The sequence below is a fragment of the Yersinia similis genome (assembly GCF_001053095.1).
GTDB lineage: Bacteria > Pseudomonadota > Gammaproteobacteria > Enterobacterales > Enterobacteriaceae > Yersinia > Yersinia similis.
In genome coordinates, this window is record NZ_CGBP01000002.1 from 295,837 (window position 1) to 312,887 (window position 17,051).

Genomic DNA, 17,051 nt, shown 5'->3' on the forward strand with positions numbered 1-17,051 from the left:
ATGAAATCTTCGGCATTTAGAAGCAAAGCCCTGCGCGATTCTGCGCGGGGCCAATGCTGCACGCTCCAGATACCCGGCATCTGTAACAGCAATCCAGAAACAACGGTATTGTGCCATTTACCCAGTTCAACCCACGGCATGGGGTATAAGTCAGATGACTACTGGGCCGTATTTGGGTGTAACTGCTGCCATGATGTTATTGATGATCGGGTGCCTTATAACTGGCAGCCCGGAGAGCTTGAGGAAACGATATTATTGGCATTACATTTAACTTTTAAATATTTTTTCTGTTGTGGCCTCATCCAACTGATTGAAAAATGATGTGTGTCATTGAACGAACTTAAAATAATTGATAAGAGTTACTTTATATTTAAACCAATTTGGTGGAATGCATGGAAGATCAAAGCACCTTTAGAATCAAGTTTGCCTATTTTCATTCAACATGGAAAAGGACGATACACTCAATTCCAGTTTTAAAGTCTCAGGGGCGAAGAGTTCTACCTAGTGAATTTACCCTAGAGATGGATCAAGCTATTTTCTGCCCAGAATGCTTTACACCACTGACTAGAAGGCCGAAACATAAGGATACGACAACAAATGGTCGAAACGCCAGTTTTGCTCATCTACGTTCTTTTCGTGATGTACCTTGTTTTTTGCGTTCTAAACCAGCTGAAGGGAAAAGATATTTAAACGAAGAAGAAGCTAAAAAAGCGATTTCAGATGATCAATTGACAATTGTGAAAGCATTTATGACAGATCGCCCTGAAATAAAAAAGTCTGAAATCGGAATTTACGATCAAAACTATTTAGAAGATATCGATGGTGGTTTGTCGGAAGTTGCTATTGGCAGGCATACAGGTGAGTCTTTTTCTTTGCCAAATGTAATAACTACAGTCGCAGGTTTTTGTCGGAATTTTGACAATAATTACTATAAGTTCTTTGTTTTACCTGGTGAAAAAAATGCGGAACGTCTTGACAGATTGTTGGTTGATATAAAAGTGATTAAAGATATTACTGATTCACCAAGGCTATATTTTGGAAAAATATTAAGTAGTTGGAGTAAAAAACCTTTGGATCACTCAATACGGATGACTCGATTGAATTGGCCAAGAAATGACAATTACTCTGATTTTTATTTTAAGCAAGAAAATAAAGATGCTCAAGATAAAGGGATCCGAACTGATAGCCAGGGACGCTACATTATTATGTATGGGATAGTTGAAAAGAGTGGGACTGGTTTGTGTTTGGCAGGTTTGGGTTGGGGCGAATTTGCTCTCCTTCCAGAAAAATATAACTATCTATTAGACGATAAACTGACGAAAATTTGATAAATAAAATTGATGCCATTGACCTTGTTCGAACAAAAGCCAAGCTGGAAGTACGAAATGGAAAGGTTCACAAGGTTAACCACCAGGCAGAAACCGAAGAACAGGCCGCGCTAATTGAGTGGGCAGATAAAACTGTTATCGATGGTATCTGTATCGGGGATTATCTGATCCATATACCCAATGAAGGGAAGCGTGGGCCAAAGGCGGCGAGGGATGCTAAGCGACTAGGATTGAGGAACGGCGTACCAGATTTGTTTCTGGCGCTGCCGCGCGGTGGGTATGCGGGGTTGTGGATTGAGATGAAAGCGCAGGGAGGACAGTCTACAACTGAGCAGTTTCTCTGGCTGAGAAAGTTGGATAATGTTGGCTATGTGGCAACTACTTGTTTTTCTTTTAGTCAGGCTAAAGATACAGTAGTAAAATACCTTAACAAAACAACATAACAGGATGATGCGCTATGTTTTATCATGTTCACATAGAGTCAGTGGATGCACACTCCAAAGGGGGATGTAAACATCACTTTGAGTATGATTTTCCGTCAACAGATATTATTATTAATAAAATATTAAAACCTTATTTAATGGGTGAATCCATTCAGTTCGATGGCTATTTTTTAGCCAAAGAACAAGTCAATAGAATAAAAATAATAGAAACCGCAAAAACAGCAGAACAAGAAAAAGATAGTTACTCTAATAATAGAAGACCTAATAGTAGTTTCCTCTCATCAGTCACAAAGTCAGGTCTGATATTTGGTGGCACATCGATGAAAGATGTGAGTAGGGAGCTATTAGAAAAGGCTCGCTCTGAGTCTTTAAGTTCACAAATTGAACATCGTGGAGATACTAAACAGCCAACAGATAAAACAAAAGTCTTTATAGTGCATGGTCAGGATGATTTAGCAAGGCTTGAAGTATCTTCATTTCTAAGCAAATTAGGGCTTGAACCAATAGTTTTACATGAGCAAGCAAGCTCTGGTAGTACCATAATTGAGAAGATTGAGAAATACACTGATGTTGGTTTTGGTGTGGTGCTTTATACACCATGTGATACTGGAGCTAAACAATCAGTTGAACCAGAATATAGACCAAGAGCTAGACAGAATGTGGTCTTTGAACATGGGTATTTAATTGGCAAGTTATCCAGAAAAAATGTTTGTGCGCTAGTTAAAGGAGATGTCGAGACTCCTAATGATATTAGTGGGGTTGTTTATGTGCTTCAAGACATCGCAGGTGCTTGGAAGTTAATGCTAGCTAAAGAATTAAAAAGCTCGGGCTACAATATAGATATGAATAAAGTGCTTTAGTATTTCATAAATTGCAACAATTAAACTTGAATTGCATTATATGGGATAGTGTTTATCATTGGTTTAGACTCAACAGGGGACTGACCAATATGACCACTGCAATTGAACAACTTATCAAAATGCACGATCCGCGCTGCGTCAGCATTGAATCGCTGAATATTGGCCGGGGTCGTGCCGTTCTGACCAAAGACCAGATATTAGGGACTTTCGCCACCTGCCAGCACCAACATCCCATTGGCTTCGATATATTGATGACCAAATACCGTAATGACTGCCAAGCCGAGCAGCGCTTACGGGCGGGCATTGGTGTGTGGTTGCATAAGCGACCACATCCAGCGCGAGCTATTGCTGCCTGCCAGTTGGCACTTAATATGGTATTGGATAGAAACCTTCCGGCGCAGGTAGAGCAAATTGCCACTTTACTGCGTCGTTACGGCTCCCGTACAGGTATCACCAGAAAAGTCGTTGATGGACTCCAGCAGCAAATCAAATTACTGGAAAGAGATAAAGCGCAGGCACTTGATGATGGCACTATCGCATTACTGGCAGACGAAATAAAAACCCTTCAGTCTAAAATCAAAACAGAACGTGGTGCACTGCGGGCGTGGGCTAATCATCAGGCGGCGATAAAGCAAGTCTGCCCCCGTTGTCACGGTGCCGGTAAAACCCTGCGGCCTCATCCCGAAATATGCAACGAGTGCGGCGGCAGTGGCCGTATACCGCCTACAATGGAACACCTGCGCAAATCTATGGGTATCATAGGGGCTGAGATATCCGGTGGGGATTGGGCGGCGCAATATGTGCCTCTGGTTAAAGAATGTATGCATTGGCTATATGTTGAAGAATCGAGTGCTGGTGAGGTTTTAATTGAAAGAATTCAGCTAGAAAAAGACTTTTGACCAATGATTGACCCTACATCATTAACGCGCTAAATTACACAAAGATGCCGGAGTATGCTTAAAAGCTGCTCCGGTTTTTTATTGGTCAGTTCCGGTCAGTCCTGACTACACCCAAAGCCTGCATGGTTCGCCCAGCAGGCTTTTTTATTTCCCCAAGCCGGGGAGGTGGAGCATGAAAATGGAGAGGCTCACAACCGGTATCTCTTATACCGCGAGCGGTGGCGGCGCACTGTTTTGGTTTAAACAATTACTGAATGGATTTGCCCCTGAGCAATGGGCGGCTATTGGTGTGCTGGGTAGCTTGATGTTTGCTTTCCTAACATTCCTAACCAACCTATATTTCAAGGTGCGCGAAGATAAGCGGAAAGCGGCGAAGGGGGAATAATGGCAATGTCCCCCGCGTTGCGCAAGAAAGTCATGGGTGCGGCAATCGGCGGTGCAATGGCAATAGCAATCGCCATGGTGGGCGGCAGCGATGGTCTGGAAGGGCGCGAATATACCCCTTATCGTGATGTGGTTGGCGTGCTAACGGTCTGCGATGGTCATACCGGCAAAGATATTATTCCCAGCAAACGTTATAGCGATGCTGAATGTGATGCTTTGCTACACCAAGATCTGATCCCCGTATTTGCCACCATTGACCGCATCGTTAACGTTCCAATGCCTGATTTCCGCAAAGCCGCATTGGCATCATTTGGCTACAACGTTGGTATTACTGCAATGACCCATTCCACCATGGTGAAAAAGCTCAACCGTGGCGACACTTCTGGCGCGTGCGATGAGCTGCGCAGATGGATTAAGGCAGGTGGCAAGGTCTGGAAGGGGTTAGTGAATCGCCGTGAAGTCGAGCGCGAATTATGCCTGATGCCATAAACCCCTTATAAATTAGCCAGTAATACCCATTTTTAAGCTGCTTTGGTAACGCTACGTGAAATCTGAATTGCTGGTGTCTGCCATTACCCCTGCTTTTTTCATAGCAAACGGCTTTAAGCCCGGATCCTGATATGTCCACAAAATTCATTATCGCAATTGTGGTCCTGTGCCTCGGCGGTACCGCACTCTATTTTCATCAATCTGCTGCGGAGAAAGGCAGGCAATTATTGCAACTGCAATCTGATCTGGATGAATCGAAAGCCACTCTGGCATTACAGGCTTTCCAGTTCCAGCGCTCAAATGAGATAGCGGCGCAAGCCGGTAGTTATAATGTCACCATTTCTGGCAAAAGCGAGGAAAGGCAAATTGAAAACCGCAAAGACCTCAAAGTTGAGGAATGCGCTAATCAGTACATCCCTGATTCTACTGCTCAGCGGATGTACGACTATACGAACCGTTTACGTGCCAGGGCAATGCGCTATTCCGGCCAGCCTGACGGAACCGCTGCTGGTACCACTTCCCCCCGCAGAATGACATACCGCCAAGCCGTGCTGTGGATTGATCCGTTGCTGACCCTGTTAGACCAAGCTAATAACGATAGAGAATCGATCCGCAGTCTGCCATCACAACAACAAAGCAAACAGGAGTGAGTCATGCATTCACCAATTATCAAATATTTTGCATATACCCATTTACCACCAGTGCTTCAGGAAGTCAGTAAGCCAATTGGTGATTTAGCTATTGCAATGGATGAGCAGTTGCCCGATAGCGCAGAGAAAGCGGCTGGCCTGCGCAAGTTATTAGAGGCCAAGGATTGTCTTGTGCGCGCCAAATTAGGTTAACAAATCACTTCAACAGGAAATTACTATGAATTTCGGACAAGCACTTCAAGCACTGAAAGCTGGATACAAGGTGGCCCGCATTGGGTGGAATGGCAAAGGGATGTTTCTAATTCTTATCTCAGGCACTAAAGATGTAGAACCTTGCGAGGGAACACCATACGCAGATTTAGCCGTTTCTCCCCAAGGTATTGTGACTATCAACGCCCACATTGACATGAAAACAGCTACTGGTGAAATGCAACCAGGCTGGCTGGCATCCCAAACGGATATGTTAGCAGAGGACTGGACCATCGTAGGTAATGAGACAGTGGTCAACTCCGTTGGTGAGTATGAATTGCCTATTGGGCAAATCGTGAAAGTCGATGGTTTCCCATTTGAGTTACGGGAACCGGTAAGGGCGCTAAGTGGCCAGCATGTACTGGATGTTCTCCGTGCTGATAAGAACATAGGGATTCAGGCTGTTTAAGTCATTACAGAGTCACTTCCCAAGAGGTGGCTCAATAATGGCCCACAACAGACCAATAGAACACTATGGCAAAGCATGATTGGGAAGCGTTACAAACTGCATTTCTGGCGGACAACGCAGATACAGGGATTACCGCTCAGCAATGGTGTGAACAGCATGGGCTTAATTACCAATCAGCACGCCGCTACATCAAACCTCGTGCTGCGCAGTCTGCGCAAAAGAAACCCCGTAGAACTGCGCACAATGCGCAATCAGATACTACTGCGCAACAGTGCGCAAACAGTGATGAAGGGGAAGAGGAGGAACAGGAATTATCATCGGACGCAGACGATGACAGCGATCCGGACTCTGAGCCCCCCGAGAAACCGAACTCCGGAAGGTCTGGAGACGGGCGATTCAGCAAGGGTAATCGTCATTCAGAAGGTAATTCAGGTAATCCCAATCCCGTTGGTGCCTTCACTCCCGGAAACCAAACGGCAAGAAAGCACGGTGCTTATGCTCGATATCTTGATGCAGATGACTTGTTTGAGGCTGCAGCAGATTCCGATCTTCATGACGAACTGATATTCACTCGAGCGCGTGCGTTGTCTGTTACTAAAACCATGCGGAAAATCCACGAGGATCTCGTGGCGGCGGGATCAGTTGAAGCGCGTATCGAACTGTATGACAAGCTGCTAAAGGCGGAATCTGCTCTGGATAGAAATATTGGTCGCATTGAATCAATAGAGAATAGTTTGAGTAAATTAAGGCTGGATGCCATCAATGGGCCTCGTTTAACGGCTGATATGTATCGTATCAAAGCAGCCACTTCTAAGCTGAAGGCGGAAACCCAAAAATTAACTTCGGAAGGAAAAGGGGTCACAACACCACTCAGTGAAGCGGTGAAGGAAGTTAGAGATTCAGGGCAGGATGGTTTGCTGTGACACAAGATAATAGGCTTAACGATACAGACATTGTAGCAATGGGGGAGGCAGAACAGATCGCCTATATCAAAGCACACTTATCTGATGTTTGGTGGCGGTTGAATAACTTGTACAAGATCGTCAATGAAGATGGTGAGCTGGTAACCTTCCGTATGCGTCCCGCGCAGCGGGAATTGTTCAAAAATATGCACTATCGAAATATCATTCTAAAAGCCCGTCAATTAGGCTTCTCAACGGGCATAGATATTTACCTTCTGGATCAAGCGCTGTTTAACAACAATCTCTCTTGCGGGATCATCGCCCAGGACTTACCAGCGGCAGGGGAAATATTTAGCACCAAAATATCTATTCCTTTTGATAACTTGCCTGTTTGGTTACGCGCCACCTTTCCTGTGAGCACTCGACGTGAAGGAGCAAATGGTGGGCATATTGAGTTTGCCCACGGTTCCAAGATACGTGTATCAACCTCATTTCGTTCGGGGACAGTTCAACGGTTACATATTTCAGAGCATGGAAAGATTTGCGCTACGTATCCAGCTAAAGCGAAAGAGGTTAGAACTGGTACGCTAAACGCCATTAAAGACGGCTGTATTGTTTTTATTGAAAGCACCGCTGAAGGTGTTGGTGGCGATTTCCATACCATGAGCACGCGAGCAATGGATTTAGGCCAATTAAATCTACCGCTCACATCACAAGATTATAAATTCCATTTCTTTGCCTGGTGGCAGGATCCTAAGTATCAGGCTCCTGTACCCGCTGGCGGCCTGCGTTTAAGTAAATACCATCAGGAGTATTTTGCTGCTGTTGAGCAAGCGATGGGTATCACTTTGCTTGATGAACAAAAGCAGTGGTATATCCGCAAAGAAATTGAGCAGCAGGAGGAAATGAAACAGGAATTCCCCAGCACGCCGTCTGAGGCATTTCTAACATCTGGCCGCCGTGTATTCGCCGCCATTAATGTTATGAAGGCCGAAGGTCAGTGTAAGTCCCCGTTGCTGGTATATGACATTGAGCCAGTCACCGGTAAACGAACCAAAGTTCAGGCATTACGTGCTGGCAATGCAGAAGAACTTCAACGCACTTTACTGAATCACTTATTAGTGTGGGAACTGCCGGACCCTGATGAAGATTACGCCATTGGCGGTGATGTGGCTGAAGGGCTGGAAAACCGTGACCGATCATCATTTGATGTGGTGAAAAAGTCTAGCGGTGAACAGGTCGCTCACTGGTTCGGCTATCTTGATGCTGAGCTATTCGCTCAACTGATGGCCCATGTTGGCCGTTGGTACAACACGGCCTTCATTGGTCCTGAACGGAACAACCACGGCCACGCAGTCATACAAAAATTACGCGAAGTTTACCCACACCGATCTATCTATTCAGAGCAATATCTCGACCGTGACCACGATGATGAAACGCCAAAACTGGGCTGGTTAACTACCGCACAAAGCAAGCCGGTCATTATTGAGGGGCTTAAAACATTGCTTCGAGAGAACGCCTCCGGTGTTCGCTGGATTGGCACCATCAACGAATTGAACACCTACGTTTATGACACGCGGGGCCGTATGAATGCCCAAACGGGTTGCTTCGATGACCAGGTGATGAGCTATGCAATTGCACAAGAAATGAGAGCACGTATGCCAGCACGTCCAAAACACACACCTATTGACCGCTCGAAACCTAAACACTGGATGGCTATCTGATGAATACCGCTACTAATCAAACTGAGTCTGCTCAGCCAGTAAACCGTGACCGTTTCACACTTGAGCGCTTGATGGATATCTCTTCAGATATTGACCATCAGCCAGACTGGCGCACCAGTGCTAATACTGCTTGTGCTTATTATGACGGGGATCAGCTTGCGCCTGAGGTGGTCGCAAAGCTGCGGGAACGCGGGCAGCCATTAACGCAACATAACCTTATCGCACCAACGATTGACGGCGTGTTGGGCATGGAAGCCAAGACACGTACTGATTTAATGGTGATTGCTGATGATCCCAATGAAGAAATGGAGGTCATGGCCGAGGCCGTTAATGCTGAGTTTGCTGATGCTTGCCGGTTAAGTGGCTTGAATAAGGCCCGCAGTGATGCTTATGCCGAGCAAATCAAAGCCGGGTTATCGTGGGTGGAGGTGCGTCGTAATGATGATCCGTTTGCCAATAAATTCAAAGTCTCTACCGTTCATCGTAATGAAGTTTATTGGGATTGGTTCAGCCGCGAGGCGGATCTAAGTGATTGCCGTTGGCTGATGCGTAAGCGCTGGCTGGATGTGGACGAGGTTAAAGGGACTTTCCCGGATAAAGCACAAATAATCGATTATTCACTCAACGAGTGGAAGGGCTTTGTTGATACTAGCTTAGCGGAGGGACAAGAGTCTGATTTGATCAGTGCGTACGAAGAGTATCAATCATGGAGCCGTGAGAGTACCGAGTGGGTCACATCAAACCGTAAACGCGTATTATTGCAGGTTATCTATTATCGAACATTTCAGCGCCTACCTATCCTGCAACTGAGTAATGGTCGAGTGGTGGAATACGACAAGAATAACGTGATGCATGCAGTAGCAGTGGCCACTGGTCGGGTGCAGATAACCATGGCGCGAGTCAGCCGGATCCGCGAATCGTGGTTTGTTGGCCCTCACTTTATCATTGACCGCCCCTGTACCGCGCCGCAAGGCATGTTTCCGCTGATCCCATTCTGGGGCTATCGCAAAGATAAGACCGGAGCGCCCTATGGTTTGGCCTGCCGTGCTATTCCGGCACAGGATGAAGTCAATTTCCGTCGCATCAAACTGACTTGGCTATTGCAGGCCAAGCGAGTGATTAAGGATGCGGATGCGACAAACATGACCGATAAACAGTTGGCCGAAGAGATCGAACGCCCAGATGGGGTCATTAATCTCAACCCCAACCGCGCCAATAAAACCACCGCCGCAGACGCATTAAATATCCAGCAGGACTTCCAAGTCGCCCAGCAGCAGTTTCAGGTGATGCAGGAGTCAATGAAGCTGATCCAAGATGGGCTTGGGGTTTACTCTGCATTCCTCGGGCAAGATTCCAACGCGGCCAGTGGAGTAGCCATCAGCAACCTGGTAGAGCAGGGGGCGACCACTCTGGCGGAGATCAACGATAACTATCAGTTCGCTTGCCAGCAGGTCGGCCAGTTATTACTGTGCTATTTGCTGGAGGAATTAACAAAGCGCAGGAATTATCCAGTGGTAATCAATCGTGATGACCCTCGTAAGCGCAAAGAGGTGGTGTTGAATGCCGAAGAAGAAGTGGGTGGTATGAATAATGACATATCACGCCTGCGAGCGCATATCGCACTGGCACCGATTCAACAGACACCGGCCTATAAATCACAACTGGCGCAACGATTGTCTGAAGTTATTGTCGGGTTACCGCCGCAGATTCAAGTCAGCGTGCTTGATATGTGGGTAGAACTGCTAGACCTGCCGAACAAACAGCAGTTTATTGAGCGGATCCGTGGGGCGCTGGGGACACCGAAATCTCCGGATGAAATGACACCCGAAGAACAGCAAGCCGCACAGCAGGAGCAACAGCTACAGCAGCAACAACAAGAACTCGCCATGCGCGAAATTGCTGGTAAGGTTGCAAAATTGGAAGCCGAAGCACAACGCATTAATGCCCAAGCGGAACATGAGGCCACATTGGCCAATGGTCAGCGCTTCAATGATGCTTATACTCAGGCTAAAACGGGCCAAGTGCTGCAAGACATGCAGAATGTAACCGAGGAGATAGGCGCTTTACGTGATGAAATGATGAGTACTATTCAGGGACAAATTAATCAATTGCCACTCTAGCTATTGCAAGCATGCAGAATAAGCGCTAAATTTCCGAAAGATGCACTACATTGCACCGAATTAAGCCTCGCCTAAACGCGGGGCTTTTTGCTTTCTGGCGTCTCTGATTTTCATCTGAATAACTTGCCCACAACGCGTGGGCTTTTCTTTTTCTACCAATTCGGTTTATGCCGCTAAGCGCTCTTACCCAAGAGTGTTTATTCGCATGGGCAGCGATACGCCTTCCTCATTCGGATCTATCCGGTAAATAGTCATGCAGGAGTTATAACGTGGACATTGAATTAACAGGTAATGAAACGCCAGAAGAGTTGGAAGCGCTAATCGATGGATTTGGTGATGTGGATATTTCTGATGTAACACAGACAGCAGCGGTTACGACTACGCCCGTTACTGTTGTTACTAACGATGCAAGTGCAGCAGTAGTAAATACGGGCGATAAGAAAGACGAGCTGACGCCGGGCGCGACGACTACAGCACAAGTCACTGAAGTGCCGATCACTAAAACGACAGCCACCACGCAAGCGGCAACCACTGAAGGTTCTGAGAAACCGAAAGGCATTCTCAGCAAAGATGGTCAGCACGTTATTCCTTACGACGTGCTGGTGGCCGAGCGGGCAGAAAAACAGCGTTTGGCAGGGTCCAATCAGCAAGCTGCAACTGAGTTAGCTGATACAAAGCGCCAGCTTGAGGCGTTGACCCGACAAATCAACTTCGCTGGTATGCAACCTGCTCCATTACCTGAGAAGGCTCAGGTTACACCTGAACAAATCGATGCCATACGCGATAGTTTCCCCGAGATGGCGGCAGTGCTGGACACGATGGTGCAGAAAATCGATTACCTGCAGCAGAGTCAGCCAGCACCGGTCACGAACGGCAACCCAGTAATGGATGCCATGAATGCTGTACCTGACCTGAAGTCATGGCAGGACCAAGATCCTGACCGTTTCACACTGGCAGTACACATTGATACTAATCTGCAAAATGACCCTGCATGGAAAGATAAGTCTTTAACTGAGCGCTTTGTGGAAGTCGCGAAACGCACCAAGGCCGCCTACGGTGAATCGGCTCAACAAGAGCAGGTTACGACAACCACCGCCACGACGACCAACTCAGATGTTCAACGGATTGCCGCTGAGAAATTGGCCGCTGCAACTGCGGCGACGCAAGTACCTGGCTCACCGTCAGATCTTGGGGTAACAACAACTCATACGGCCTCACCTTTGGAGCAAGCTGCTAATGCTTCGCCTGATCAGCTACAGGCCATGTTTGCCGGTATGACGGATGCCCAAATTGAGGCACTGTTAGACCAGGCAATCTAATAACCCTACTGATTTAAATCTCAACCCGCTACGGCGGGTTTTTCATTTATGGAGTATCTATGACGACTATCACCTCTGCCCAGGCGAATAAGCTAATGCAGGTCGCGCTGTTCACGGCTGCAAACCGTAACCGCTCATTTGTTAACGTACTAACCGAACAACAGGAAGCGCCGAAGTCAGTCAATCCTGATAAAAAAGGGACTACCCAGACAAGCCACAACGCGCCCGTGGTGCGTATCACTGATCTGCAAAAGCAGAAAGGCGATGAAGTGGATATGCAAATCGTTCACAAACTGTCGAAGCGCCCGACGATGGGCGATGAGAAGTTGGCCGGTCGCGGTGAAAATCTGGCGTTTGCAGACTTTGCTTTGAAGATTAACCAAGGCCGCCATTTAGTTGATGCGGGCGGCAAGATGTCTGAGCAGCGTTTCAAGCACAACCTGAATAAGACCGCCCGCACGTTGCTGGGAACTTACTTCAACGATGTGCAGGACCAGTCTGCCACCTTCCATCTGGCGGGGGCGCGTGGCGATTACATGGCCGATGACACCATCGTGCCACTGGCTGAACACGGTGAATTTGGCAAAATCATGATCAATGATGTATTGCCACCCACCTATGACCGCCATTTCTATTCTGGTGATGCGACATCTATGGAAACATTGGATGCAGCGGATCTGTTCACGCTAGCCACTGTCGATAACATTGCCTTGTTCCTTGATGAAATGGCCCATCCTTTACAGCCGATCCGGATGTCTAAAGATGAGTTGGCTAATGAGGATCCGTATTTTGTTCTATACGTGACGCCGCGGCAGTGGAATGACTGGTACACATCTACTTCAGGTAAAGACTGGCAAGCGATGATGACCCGTGCAGTGCAACGTTCTAAGGGCTTCGATCATCCGCTGTTCAAAGGCGAATGTGCGATGTGGCGTAACGTGCTGGTGCGGAAATATGGTGGTACGCCAGTTCGTTTTAATACTGGCTCTAAAGTGTTGGTATCAAATAATGACTTGGTGGCTTCAACCAAGCTAATCACCACTGGCACCACCATTGACCGCGCTATGCTGCTGGGTGGTCAGGCACTGGCTAACGCTTACGGTACCGGTGATGGCGGTGGTTTCTTTGGCTATAACGAAGAGAAAGTGGATCACGGTAATGGGACAGAAGTCTCTATCCGCTGGATTAACGGTTTGAAGAAGATCCGCTTCAAACAGAAAGATGGCCGAGTCAATGACCACGGTGTCATGGTAGTGGACTCAGCGGTCACTCTGGGCAAGTAATCTCTCAGTAATTCAATACGCTAATACCTCAAAGGGCAGGCTTCGGTCTGCTCTCTTTTTGTCTGGAGAAAAATATTATGACAATCATTAAAGCGCCTTCTATTGGCGACGCGGTATACCAAGGTCCGCAAGGCAATCTGTCGCTGGCAGAAGGGCAGATTATTTTAAAAGATGCGGCAGTCGGTGATGTGATTGAGTTTTTAGAACTGCCGATCGGTATGCGTATTTATGGTGTGAGTGTTGTGAGTGACGCGCTTGGTGCGGGTGTAACAGTAGAGATTAAGAGCGGCACCACCTCATTAGTGTCTGCCGCGAGTCATGCTGTTACTGTCGCGAAGAACGTGCCCATTACTCCTTACAGCACTATTGCAGCAGGCGAGAAAGTGACTGCGGTTATTGCGGGTGGCCCTGCCAGTGGTCATCTTGCCGTCAACATTTTGTATGTGGCAGTAGGTTACTAATCCCACCAATCCCTCTAGAAACCCGCCTCGGTGGGTTTTTTACTGTCTGCTATTTGGAGTATTCCATGCATAACAAAATCGCCGTGGTCTATATCGGCCCAAAAGAAAAAAAACGTGACACCATTACCGGTAGCCGCCTGGTATTCCCGCGCCACAAACCGGTTGAGGTTGAAAGTGCTATCGCCCATCAATTGTTGGATTTCCCAACTGTATTTATCCGACACGATGAGTTGGAAAGTACGCTTAATCTGCAACAAACATCGGAACAAGAGCATGCAGAACTTGCGGTACGCCTCGCAGCGCTGGCCGTACTAGAGGCTGCGAAGAATAGTTTTGTCCTGACGATTGGCGGTGATGATGTCGATATTGCCAAACTGACGTCTGTTCAACTGGCAACGTTAGTCGAATCGGAAGATCTGGATATCAAGCAGGGCGCTCAGGAAAAGGTAGATGAATTCCGCGCGCGTGTTCGTGAAGCTATTCAGGCCAAGAACGCCGCCAGTACCGGAGCAGAATAACCATGGCAACACTTGACGCATTTCTGCCGACCATTCGCAAGCATATTAGCGGGCCGCTGGATATTATGATGAAGCAGGCCGCACTAGAGGCAGCGATCACCTTTTGTCGTGAGTCGTTGCTGTGTCGTGATACGGTTACTTTTCATGATGTTACTCCGGGTATAACTTATATACTGACGGATAGCGAGCTGGTGAAATGCGTCAAGCGTTTACGGGTATTAGATCTCACTAATCAGGTCAGTAATGCCAGTGCGCCGGGTGTCATGTTGACGGCGGGCATTGAGTTTACCGTAAAGTCTGCCAATCAAATCACCTTCAATCAGCCACTGACCAAAGTCACCGTAGATTTTGCTATTGAACCCAAGCGTGATGTTACTGAAGTGCCTGACGTTCTGGCCGACGATTACGCAGACGTAATCGCCATTGGCGCTCTGGAAGATTTATTTATTATGCCGGGCAAGCCGTGGACAGATCCGCAGCGCTCACAATACTTCGGGGCGCGTTTTATTGATGGTTACCGCCGGGCATTCCGTGAAGCGCTAGATAACTCCCCGATCACAGCCTTCAATAACCCTGTTCGCCAACACGAGTTCTTCTAATGATCACCATTGCCGAGATTATTGGGCGGGTTAACACCCAGCTCAAAGATACTGCATGGTTGCGCTGGCCGCTGGCGGAGCTATGTGATTATTACAATGATGCCGTCCGGGCAGTCATTCTTGCACGGCCAGATGCTGGGGCAACGACTGAAGTGATTACCGCTGCGATTGGGACTAAACAAACGTTGCCGGATGGCGTTATCCGCTTAATTGAGATGATTCGCTTAGTAGACGGCAGGGCATTAAGGCCGGTACCGCGTGATGTACTTGATAGCCAATATCCTGATTGGCATCAGATGACGGGTTCTGTTGAGCGTTACACCTATAACGAATTGACACCCAAAGTGTATTACCTGTTTCCCGGCCCCGCAGAGCCAGTCGATATTGATGCTGTAGTGGCCAGAATTCCGATGGCCGTTGCTATCAATGACCTGGCAGATAAAACACCGGTACCGATTGACGAGCTTTATGTGAATCCGTTGGTTGATTGGATGCTGTTTCGTTCGTTTAGTAAAGATGGTGAAGCGGGGGCAAACCTCAATTTAGCCATGCAGCACTATCAAGCATTTAGCGATCAGTTGGGGGTTAAGCAAAATTCTGAGAGTTTCGCCCAGCAATTGAAAGAAGCGCAGTACCAGGGAGGTGGGCAGTGAGCGTAACAGTTTCCGGCATTATGATTAACCCGGTCGGCGAGCCAGTAGTCAATGCACAGATCACCCTCACAGCGGTTACCAATAGCCTTACTGTGCTCAATGCCTTTTCGGCCACAGTCAGAACGGACGGGGTGGGTACATATCGCATCCAGTTAGAAGAGGGCAGCTACTCCATTACAGTGGCTGCGAATGGCCGTAGTTTTGTTTATGGCGCGGTCACGCTGGATAACACCACAGGCCCCAGCACACTCAATCAATTGCTGAAGCAGCAGATCATGGAGTCGGAACTCACACCTGATGTGATCCTGTACTTCCGCCAGATTCAACAGCAGGTCGCCAATGATCTTGCAACAATAAAAGTTTTAGAAATCAGTGCTACAGATGCGGCAGAGAGCGCAGGTCATTCACGCGATGAGGCTATGTTGTATGCAAAGGATTTGTCTGAGGCGCTTGCAACAGCCAAGGGGTATCGCGACCAAGCGGGCATAAGTGCGGATGCATCTGCACTCTCTCAGCAGGAAGCGGCGATAAGTGAAACGAGTGCTAAAGCCAGTGCCGATTCAGCATTACTGTCAGAGCAAAATGCGCTTTCATATCGCGACTCAGCCCAGTCAGCAGCGGCCACAGCAGCCGATGATGCGTCAACACTTGCAGCCGAGCGGACAGCAGAAAAAATTAAGTTACAAGTTAAAACTGATGCGGATCGTGCCGAAGCGGCACGTATAGCAAGTGAACAGATAAAATCCTCGGTAGATGACACAGCTCAGACAGTTGCTCAACAGCATGGCGAAACAACACAAGCAGCTATCGCCGCACGAGATAGTGAAGTCAAGGCAACAACCGCGGCAAACAGTGCTGTTCAATCGGAAGCGTTAGCGGCAATCAGTGCGGAAACAGCACAACAGAACGCAGGAATATCTACAGTAGATAAAAATGCAGCAAAAGGTTTTAGAGATGAGGCTGAGGGTTTTGCTCAGCAGGCGCATGCTTCAGCAGAAAGCGTCGGCGATGTAATGCCAAAAGCTGGCGGCGAATTCACTGGCCCAGTATCAATGTCTCGTGATGCCATAGGGCCGTTAGAGCCGGTCACATTTCAACAATTTGAAAGAACCGGGGGCGAATTTCTATTAAGTGTAAAATGGCACATGAGCCGAAATTATATTCCTGCGGGCTGGGCACCCGCCGATGGTCAATTACTATCACGCAATCTATTTCCATTTGCATTAGCTGAAATATTAAGCGGGAAATATCCGGTTGTTGCTGATGACTCGTGGGTATTTTATAAAGACTGGCGCTCTAGTTTTTCCATTGGTGACGGAAGTACAACATTCAGAGTTCCGGACTTGAACGGCAAATCCGCAGACAGCATGGGAAGAGTGTTTTTGGGGGGGGACGGTAAGAGCTCTCTCGGAGAAATGGGGAGAATCCAAGGAGACGCGAGCAGAAGAATTACTGGGACGTTTGGTGGAATTGGCGGACAACTTAATGTTTCTTATGGCCTAGTTATAGGTGAGGCTGCCGGAGCTTTTACAAGAACTGGCGTGGCGACTGGAAGACCAACTCCATCTAATATTGGGGAGCCCGCGCTAGGTGAGCTTGGTGTTAGTTTTGACTCTGCATTAGTAAGTCCCACCGCAATCGAAAATCGGCCTGTGAACGCCACCGGCTGCTACATAATAAAATTGGCAGGCTCAGCATTAAATGATGGTCAAATTAACGCGCTCGAATTAGCAACGCAGATAACACAACTTGCATCGCGCA

General features: G+C 47.7%; 20 protein-coding genes. All 20 read left to right on the plus strand.

What is annotated here, in order from left to right:
* On the plus strand, window positions 1-321 hold the full coding sequence (locus AC971_RS03015) for a DUF1364 domain-containing protein (protein ID WP_038402219.1): 321 nt from the start codon (window positions 1-3) through the stop codon (window positions 319-321).
* Between the two features lie 71 nt (window positions 322-392).
* Window positions 393-1,328 (plus strand): hypothetical protein, encoded by a 936-nt coding sequence (locus AC971_RS03020; protein ID WP_011192261.1) that lies wholly within the window; start codon window positions 393-395, stop codon window positions 1,326-1,328.
* Entirely contained in the window at window positions 1,325-1,771 is a 447-nt protein-coding gene (locus AC971_RS03025; protein WP_025383635.1) for a VRR-NUC domain-containing protein, read from the plus strand. The genes AC971_RS03020 and AC971_RS03025 overlap by 4 nt, the downstream gene beginning before the upstream one ends.
* A 14-nt stretch (window positions 1,772-1,785) precedes the next feature.
* Entirely contained in the window at window positions 1,786-2,631 is an 846-nt protein-coding gene (locus AC971_RS03030; RefSeq protein ID WP_025383636.1) for a TIR domain-containing protein, read from the plus strand.
* An 89-nt stretch (window positions 2,632-2,720) separates the two neighbouring features.
* Window positions 2,721-3,530 (plus strand): TIGR02642 family protein, encoded by an 810-nt coding sequence (locus AC971_RS03035; protein WP_025383637.1) that lies wholly within the window; start codon window positions 2,721-2,723, stop codon window positions 3,528-3,530.
* Between the two features lie 178 nt (window positions 3,531-3,708).
* Window positions 3,709-3,915 carry a class II holin family protein gene (locus AC971_RS03040; protein ID WP_373422373.1) on the plus strand — a complete coding sequence of 69 codons (207 nt, stop codon included), beginning with the start codon at window positions 3,709-3,711 and terminating at the stop codon, window positions 3,913-3,915.
* A gap of 5 nt (window positions 3,916-3,920) precedes the next feature.
* Window positions 3,921-4,403, plus strand: coding sequence for a lysozyme (locus AC971_RS03045; RefSeq protein WP_025383638.1), 483 nt, complete (start codon window positions 3,921-3,923; stop codon window positions 4,401-4,403).
* 131 nt (window positions 4,404-4,534) lie between these two features.
* Window positions 4,535-5,053, plus strand: coding sequence for a hypothetical protein (locus tag AC971_RS03050; RefSeq protein WP_025383639.1), 519 nt, complete (start codon window positions 4,535-4,537; stop codon window positions 5,051-5,053).
* Between the two features lie 3 nt (window positions 5,054-5,056).
* Entirely contained in the window at window positions 5,057-5,245 is a 189-nt protein-coding gene (locus tag AC971_RS03055; RefSeq protein ID WP_025383640.1) for a hypothetical protein, read from the plus strand.
* Between the two features lie 25 nt (window positions 5,246-5,270).
* Entirely contained in the window at window positions 5,271-5,711 is a 441-nt protein-coding gene (locus AC971_RS22605) for a DUF2829 domain-containing protein (protein ID WP_025383641.1), read from the plus strand.
* Between the two features lie 65 nt (window positions 5,712-5,776).
* Window positions 5,777-6,634 carry a hypothetical protein gene (locus AC971_RS03065; RefSeq protein ID WP_011192268.1) on the plus strand — a complete coding sequence of 286 codons (858 nt, stop codon included), beginning with the start codon at window positions 5,777-5,779 and terminating at the stop codon, window positions 6,632-6,634.
* Between the two features lie 38 nt (window positions 6,635-6,672).
* On the plus strand, window positions 6,673-8,337 hold the full coding sequence (locus AC971_RS03070; protein ID WP_025383644.1) for a terminase large subunit: 1,665 nt from the start codon (window positions 6,673-6,675) through the stop codon (window positions 8,335-8,337).
* A complete protein-coding gene (locus AC971_RS03075) occupies window positions 8,337-10,457 on the plus strand; it encodes a portal protein (RefSeq protein ID WP_011192270.1) in 2,121 nt (706 codons plus the stop codon). Before AC971_RS03070 ends, AC971_RS03075 begins: the two co-directional genes overlap by 1 nt.
* Window positions 10,458-10,726: 269 nt before the next feature.
* A complete protein-coding gene (locus tag AC971_RS03080; protein WP_025383645.1) occupies window positions 10,727-11,776 on the plus strand; it encodes a hypothetical protein in 1,050 nt (349 codons plus the stop codon).
* A gap of 59 nt (window positions 11,777-11,835) precedes the next feature.
* The gene (locus tag AC971_RS03085) at window positions 11,836-13,059 is read left to right on the plus strand and encodes a N4-gp56 family major capsid protein (RefSeq protein ID WP_011192272.1); all 1,224 of its coding nucleotides are present in this window, start codon (window positions 11,836-11,838) and stop codon (window positions 13,057-13,059) included.
* A 77-nt stretch (window positions 13,060-13,136) separates the two neighbouring features.
* Window positions 13,137-13,520 (plus strand): hypothetical protein, encoded by a 384-nt coding sequence (locus AC971_RS03090; protein WP_025383646.1) that lies wholly within the window; start codon window positions 13,137-13,139, stop codon window positions 13,518-13,520.
* Window positions 13,521-13,585: 65 nt separating this feature from the next.
* The gene (locus AC971_RS03095) at window positions 13,586-14,038 is read left to right on the plus strand and encodes a hypothetical protein (protein WP_025383647.1); all 453 of its coding nucleotides are present in this window, start codon (window positions 13,586-13,588) and stop codon (window positions 14,036-14,038) included.
* A gap of 2 nt (window positions 14,039-14,040) precedes the next feature.
* Window positions 14,041-14,637 carry a hypothetical protein gene (locus AC971_RS03100; RefSeq protein WP_011192275.1) on the plus strand — a complete coding sequence of 199 codons (597 nt, stop codon included), beginning with the start codon at window positions 14,041-14,043 and terminating at the stop codon, window positions 14,635-14,637.
* Complete coding sequence (locus AC971_RS03105) at window positions 14,637-15,290, plus strand: phage adaptor protein (protein ID WP_011192276.1); 654 nt, start codon at window positions 14,637-14,639, stop codon at window positions 15,288-15,290. Before AC971_RS03100 ends, AC971_RS03105 begins: the two co-directional genes overlap by 1 nt.
* On the plus strand, window positions 15,287-17,051 hold a 1,765-nt coding region (locus AC971_RS21695; RefSeq protein WP_197090726.1), incomplete at its 3' end, for a prophage tail fiber N-terminal domain-containing protein. The genes AC971_RS03105 and AC971_RS21695, both read left to right, overlap by 4 nt.

What these genes read in the sequence shown, in the direction of transcription:
- AC971_RS03055 (WP_025383640.1), top strand. Translation starts at nt 5,057, where the DNA reads ATGCATTCACCAATTATCAAATATTTTGCATATACCCATTTACCACCA.
- AC971_RS03105 (WP_011192276.1), top strand. Translation starts at nt 14,637, where the DNA reads ATGATCACCATTGCCGAGATTATTGGGCGGGTTAACACCCAGCTCAAA.
- AC971_RS03050 (WP_025383639.1), top strand. Translation starts at nt 4,535, where the DNA reads ATGTCCACAAAATTCATTATCGCAATTGTGGTCCTGTGCCTCGGCGGT.
- AC971_RS22605 (WP_025383641.1), top strand. Translation starts at nt 5,271, where the DNA reads ATGAATTTCGGACAAGCACTTCAAGCACTGAAAGCTGGATACAAGGTG.
- AC971_RS03015 (WP_038402219.1), top strand. Translation starts at nt 1, where the DNA reads ATGAAATCTTCGGCATTTAGAAGCAAAGCCCTGCGCGATTCTGCGCGG.
- AC971_RS03035 (WP_025383637.1), top strand. Translation starts at nt 2,721, where the DNA reads ATGACCACTGCAATTGAACAACTTATCAAAATGCACGATCCGCGCTGC.
- AC971_RS03095 (WP_025383647.1), top strand. Translation starts at nt 13,586, where the DNA reads ATGCATAACAAAATCGCCGTGGTCTATATCGGCCCAAAAGAAAAAAAA.
- AC971_RS03030 (WP_025383636.1), top strand. Translation starts at nt 1,786, where the DNA reads ATGTTTTATCATGTTCACATAGAGTCAGTGGATGCACACTCCAAAGGG.
- AC971_RS03070 (WP_025383644.1), top strand. Translation starts at nt 6,673, where the DNA reads ATGGGGGAGGCAGAACAGATCGCCTATATCAAAGCACACTTATCTGAT.
- AC971_RS03085 (WP_011192272.1), top strand. Translation starts at nt 11,836, where the DNA reads ATGACGACTATCACCTCTGCCCAGGCGAATAAGCTAATGCAGGTCGCG.
- AC971_RS03020 (WP_011192261.1), top strand. Translation starts at nt 393, where the DNA reads ATGGAAGATCAAAGCACCTTTAGAATCAAGTTTGCCTATTTTCATTCA.
- AC971_RS03100 (WP_011192275.1), top strand. Translation starts at nt 14,041, where the DNA reads ATGGCAACACTTGACGCATTTCTGCCGACCATTCGCAAGCATATTAGC.
- AC971_RS03045 (WP_025383638.1), top strand. Translation starts at nt 3,921, where the DNA reads ATGTCCCCCGCGTTGCGCAAGAAAGTCATGGGTGCGGCAATCGGCGGT.
- AC971_RS03065 (WP_011192268.1), top strand. Translation starts at nt 5,777, where the DNA reads ATGGCAAAGCATGATTGGGAAGCGTTACAAACTGCATTTCTGGCGGAC.
- AC971_RS03040 (WP_373422373.1), top strand. Translation starts at nt 3,709, where the DNA reads ATGGAGAGGCTCACAACCGGTATCTCTTATACCGCGAGCGGTGGCGGC.
- AC971_RS03090 (WP_025383646.1), top strand. Translation starts at nt 13,137, where the DNA reads ATGACAATCATTAAAGCGCCTTCTATTGGCGACGCGGTATACCAAGGT.
- AC971_RS03075 (WP_011192270.1), top strand. Translation starts at nt 8,337, where the DNA reads ATGAATACCGCTACTAATCAAACTGAGTCTGCTCAGCCAGTAAACCGT.